This is a genomic window from Rhabdochromatium marinum, from assembly GCF_016583795.1.
GTDB lineage: Bacteria > Pseudomonadota > Gammaproteobacteria > Chromatiales > Chromatiaceae > Rhabdochromatium > Rhabdochromatium marinum.
This window is the reverse complement of sequence record NZ_NRRS01000127.1, coordinates 1-5,030: the sequence shown is the minus strand read 5'-3', so window position 1 is coordinate 5,030 and position 5,030 is coordinate 1. Positions and strand designations below refer to the sequence as shown.

Annotated in this window: 7 protein-coding genes; all 7 read right to left on the bottom strand. The window is 61.9% G+C overall.

Features of this window, described 5'->3' with window-relative positions; genetic code table 11:
• The coding region (locus tag CKO36_RS18530; RefSeq protein ID WP_200286390.1) for an RRXRR domain-containing protein at positions 1-283 on the bottom strand (283 nt) is incomplete at its 3' end.
• Positions 284-591: 308 nt separating this feature from the next.
• The gene (locus CKO36_RS18525) at positions 592-915 is read right to left on the bottom strand and encodes a rhodanese-like domain-containing protein (protein WP_200286389.1); all 324 of its coding nucleotides are present in this window, start codon (positions 913-915) and stop codon (positions 592-594) included.
• Positions 916-944: 29 nt separating this feature from the next.
• Entirely contained in the window at positions 945-1,670 is a 726-nt protein-coding gene (locus CKO36_RS18520; RefSeq protein ID WP_200286388.1) for a protein-L-isoaspartate O-methyltransferase family protein, read from the bottom strand.
• Positions 1,671-1,847: 177 nt separating this feature from the next.
• Positions 1,848-3,002, bottom strand: coding sequence for a glutamate 5-kinase (gene proB, locus CKO36_RS18515; RefSeq protein WP_200286387.1), 1,155 nt, complete (start codon positions 3,000-3,002; stop codon positions 1,848-1,850).
• Positions 3,003-3,008: 6 nt separating this feature from the next.
• Positions 3,009-4,088, bottom strand: coding sequence for an Obg family GTPase CgtA (cgtA, locus tag CKO36_RS18510; RefSeq protein ID WP_200286386.1), 1,080 nt, complete (start codon positions 4,086-4,088; stop codon positions 3,009-3,011).
• Positions 4,089-4,191: 103 nt separating this feature from the next.
• A complete protein-coding gene (gene rpmA, locus CKO36_RS18505; protein WP_200286385.1) occupies positions 4,192-4,467 on the bottom strand; it encodes a 50S ribosomal protein L27 in 276 nt (91 codons plus the stop codon).
• A 45-nt stretch (positions 4,468-4,512) separates the two neighbouring features.
• The gene (gene rplU / locus CKO36_RS18500; RefSeq protein ID WP_200286384.1) at positions 4,513-4,821 is read right to left on the bottom strand and encodes a 50S ribosomal protein L21; all 309 of its coding nucleotides are present in this window, start codon (positions 4,819-4,821) and stop codon (positions 4,513-4,515) included.
• Positions 4,822-5,030: the final 209 nt, after the last annotated feature.

The window sequence follows — 5,030 nt, the reverse complement described above, 5'->3', positions numbered from 1 at the left end:
TCAGTTCCGCCAACCACAGCACAGGCGCGTCTCGGCATACCTCGCCCGTATCGGGGTTGATACGCTCAACATCGCGCACCAGTGCCATCCCTGTGGTCTTGCTGCCCGGATCGAGCTTCAGGCGCAGTGGCTGAATTGCCCCGCCGATGCGATCCTTGAGCCGAATGGTGAAAGGAGCTAGACGCACCACCACCGCCCGCCCACGCTGGAGCAACAGCCGAGCGCGCTTCTCCGTGCACGGCATCAGCGGGTTTTTCTGTTTGTCGAGAACAAAGACGGCCATGTTCAATTCCTGCCCTTACGGGCCTGGTGACGGAGCCTTGCGGCTCGCTCCCCTCGGGACAGTCTGCAACCGGCTCCCGCCTCACGGCGGCGATCAGAACCTTCGGCGCTTTGCCTTTCACCCGCATGATCCTGATCTTCCAGTGTCCGGGACTGAGGAAGCATCCCGGAGTGGGTCTTGACGACCTGTTACAAACGTAGCGGGTTGGATACCGCTTTCCCTGGTCAACCGAACTCTTTCAAGCTCCGGCCTTCAGGCCGGGGTAGTTGACGATGGTTTCCTCGCAATCAAGTTCGGGAGGTTGGCAGTCAGTAGGTGGGCATTGTTGGATCAACCTGCTCGGCCCAAGCCGCGATGCCGCCTTGCAGGTTGCAGATTTTCGTGTAGTAGCCCAGCTGTTCAAGGTAGAGTGCCACTTGCAGGCTGCGCACGCCATGGTGGCAAATAATCACCATTTCCCGTGTCGGGTCCAGGCTCGCGTGCTGCTGGGAAATCTTCCGCATCGGAATCAAACGCGCACCTGGAATCTGGCAAATGGCGAATTCCCAGGGTTCGCGCACATCAATGAGCAACGGTGGCTCGGCGTCCTTGGCGAGACGTTCGCTCAGTGCGGTGGGGCTGATGCTTTGCATGTGGTGGACGGCTCTGCAGGCAGTCAAGCTTAGAAGACGAAAGCTTCAGGCTGCGGTGCATTGTCCAGCGCGGGCACGCAGGTCTCGAATAGGGATTCCTGGCGGTAGCGTTCCCCGCCAAGGCGTGTGATGAGCACGGCCTCCATGATAGGGGCCTGGCCGACAAAGGCAAACAGCCGACCGCCATCGGTCAGCTGCTCGCGCAACAGCGTCAGGGGCGTATGTGTCGGTATTGATCCGGTTACCGCGATGGCGCCAAAGGGGGCTGTATCGCTCATGGCGCTGATGTCCCGCGTCTCGGTCACCCCGGAGGATGACGGGGTTTGCTTTATGCCAAAGGCGTCCAGCGCCCGGATCTCGATGCGCCCAGGCGTGCCCTCGCTAATCAGACGCTCACGGGCCTGATCGGCCAGTATGGTGTCGATTTCAACACTGTGCACGGCTTCTCCGAGTTCCGCCAGGCAGGCGGTGATGTAGCCGGTGCCGGTGCCGATCTCATAGACTCTGTCGGTGGATTGAATCTCCAACGCCTGCAACAAGCGCCCAACGATCTTGGGCGGCAGCATGCGTTGCGTCGGTCCCTCGCCGATGGGGATTTCGATGTCTGCATAGGCCAGCCCCTGATAAGCGTCGGGCACAAAGCGCTCGCGTGGCAGCCGGCCCATGACGCCCAACACCTTGTCATCCAGCACGCCCCAGGGGCGGATCTGCTGTTCGATCATGTTAAAGCGCGCGTGCTCGAAATCTGTGGTCATGGCTGGATACTCTGGGCTGGAATACTCTGGCTCGGAAACATCTGATGACTTTGCAACAGCCCTGCGGGCAAACATGCGTGACGATCTATACGGCCGCAGGCCACTAAGCTTACGGACTTTGAGTGATGCTGGCAAGCATGATGAATACGCTAAGGATTTAGTTGGGAGGAAGCGGTGTCAGGTCAACACCAGATTATCCCGGTGAATCAGCTCTTCTTCATCAACAAATCCCAGAATCGCCGCGAAATTGACGCTTGGCTGGCCTTGCAGACGGCGTGTCTCAAGGGCGTCATAATTGATCAGGCCGCGGGCGATTTCCCGGCCTTGGGCATCGACGCAGGCGACCGGATCGCCGCGACTGAAGTCGCCTGCGACGCTCTTGACGCCAACCGCCAACAGGCTGCGGCCTTTGTCGCGCAGCGCGCGCACGGCACCCTCGTCGAGGGTCAGACGGCCCCGGGGTTGCAGGTGTCCGGCGAGCCATTGCTTGCGCGCGGCCTGTGGACCCTGCACTGGCATCAGCAGGGTGCCGATGTCCGTGCCACGATGAATGTCGTCCAGCACTCCGGCGCGGCATCCGGGCGCGATCACAGTCGCGCAGCCGGAGCGCGCAGCCAGGCGCGCGGCGCGGACCTTGGTCAGCATACCGCCGCGCCCCAGGCCGGAGCGACTGTCGCCAGCGGCGGCGTCGAGGCGGCTGTCGTCAATGCGCGTTGCGCTGATCAGGCGCGCATTGGGGTGGAGGCGCGGATCGGCCTCGAACAGTCCTTCCTGATCGGTCAGCAGGATCAGCAATTCAGCTTCGATCAGATTCGCAACCAGTGCCGCCAGAGTGTCGTTGTCGCCAAAGCGTAGCTCGTCGGTGGCAACCGTGTCGTTCTCGTTCACCACCGGGATGACCCCGAGCGACAGCAGGGTTCGCAGGGTGCTACGCGCATTCAGATAGCGGGCGCGGTTGGCGAGATCGTCGCGGGTCAGCAGAATCTGTGCGGTATGCAGGCCCTGCCGTGCGAAGCCATCCTCATAGGCGCGAATCAGACCCATTTGGCCAATGGCGGCGGCGGCTTGCAGCTCATGCAGGCTGCGCGGGCGTTGTCGCCAGCCCATGCGTACCATGCCCTGGGCGACAGCGCCGGAGGACACCAGTACCACCTGATGCCCCTGTTGGCGGCGTGCCGCGATCTGCGCGATCCAGGGCGCGAGAATGTCAGGCGACAGACCCTCGCCATTGGCGGTTAGCAGCGCGCTGCCGATTTTCACCACCCAGCGCTTAATCGCAGGAATGCGCTCGCGCGCGAAAAGCGGACACGAATGTTGCGGAACGTCGGTCATGCGGTGTTAGTCAAGCGGGTGCCAGGTGTCCTCGGCGCCGGAAGCCGTCTCTGCGGTGGCCTCGGCCGGCGGGACGCTTAGGCGTTCAAGATGCTGCATCAAGGCAGCGGTCAGGTCAGCCAAGCCGGCGCCGCTGACGGTCGAGATGCAAAACAGCGGGCCTGACCAGTCGAGGCTCTGAAGGAGTTGATCGCGTGCCTCGGCCAGTGCAGCGTCGTCGAGCAGGTCGATTTTGTTCAACACCAGCCAGCGTTCGCGTCCGCTCAGGTCACGCTCGAAAGCAGCCAGCTCACGCTCAATGGTGCGCACCTGTTCAGCCGGGGAAGGGGTGTCCGGCAGTGGAGCAATATCGACCAGATGCAGCAGCAGGCGGGTGCGCTCCAGATGCTTCAGGAAGCGAATGCCCAGCCCGGCGCCCTCGGAGGCGCCAGCGATCAGACCCGGAATATCGGCCATTACAAAGTGCCGACGCTCGGAGACGCGTACCACACCGAGATTGGGGTAGAGGGTGGTGAAAGGATAGTCCGCCACCTTGGGTCGCGCGCTTGAGATGCGCTGAATCAGGCTCGACTTGCCGGCATTTGGCAACCCGAGCAGACCGACATCGGCGAGCAGAATCAGCTCCAGTGCCAGCGTGCGCCTTTCGCCTGCGGTGCCGGGTGTCGACTGACGCGGCGTGCGATTAGTGCTTGATTTATAGCGGGCGTTGCCAATGCCATGAAAGCCCCCGCGTGCGACCAGCAGGCGCTCGGCCTCATGTAGCACCTCGCCAATCGGCTCGCCGGTGTCCTGGTCCATCACCCGAGTGCCGACTGGTACCGGGATGATCAAATCCTCGCCCGAGCGCCCGGTCATGTTGCGTCCCATGCCGGAGCGACCGCGTTCTGCGCGGTGCATGCGCTGATGGCGAAAATCGACCAGGGTATTCAGACCGCTGTCGCCGATCAGATAGACGCTGCCGCCATCGCCGCCATCGCCCCCGTCCGGGCCGCCTTTGGGGATAAACTTTTCGCGCCGGAAGCTGACACAACCGGCACCGCCGTCGCCGGCTTCGACCCGGATGATGGCCTCGTCGACGAATTTCATGGGGTGATCGCAGGGGCAGGGGGATAGAAAAACCCCGTACGTGGACGGGGCTTGGCTTGAGGGGCAACAGATGTGGCGATAGTGGAAGCGTCGCCGGAGGCGTTCAGCCGGCGGCGACTGGTGCAGCCGGTTGCACAGTCACGAACTTGCGGTTCTTGGGGCCTTTCACCTGAAACTGCACTACACCATCGGCGAGTGCAAAGAGCGTATGGTCGCGTCCACAGCCGACATTTTCGCCGTTATGGAAGCGCGTGCCACGCTGCCGCACGATGATGGTGCCCGCGTTGACCTGTTGTCCGCCGAAGCGCTTCACGCCCAAGCGTTTTGATTCTGAATCGCGGCCGTTGCGCGAACTGCCGCCTGCTTTTTTGTGTGCCATGCGAGGTCTCCAGTAAATCGGCTGGATGCAGCCGGAGAGGTGCGCTCAGCCGATGCCGGTGATGCGAACTTCGGTATAGGATTGACGATGTCCCTGACGCTTCAGGTGATGCTTGCGTCGGCGGAACTTGATAATGTTCACCTTCTTGCCACGACCATGCTCAAGCACCTGGGCCTGAACTTTTTGGCCGCTCAGGAAGGGCTTGCCGACCTGAATTTGGTCGCCATCGGCGAGCAGCAGCACCTGGTCGAATTCGATGTCAGCGCCTTCGTCAGCGGTGAGCTTTTCGACGCGCAATTTGTCGCCTTCAGCGACGCGATATTGTTTGCCACCGGTGCGAATCACGGCGTACATGTTCGACTCCTGAAAGAGTAAAAATTTGACCCGCCAGTATAGCGGTTTAGACGACCAAAGGTCAAGCGCAGCAACCAGGTTTCAGCAATTCCCGCTGACCTCTGTGGCGAGCGGTTGCGATGGCCCCGATCCGCCGTTGAAAATCAACCGGCACGCGAACACCTCGCGACAAAGAAGCGCTGTGGTACGCCCGGCTTGTTCTCACCCTC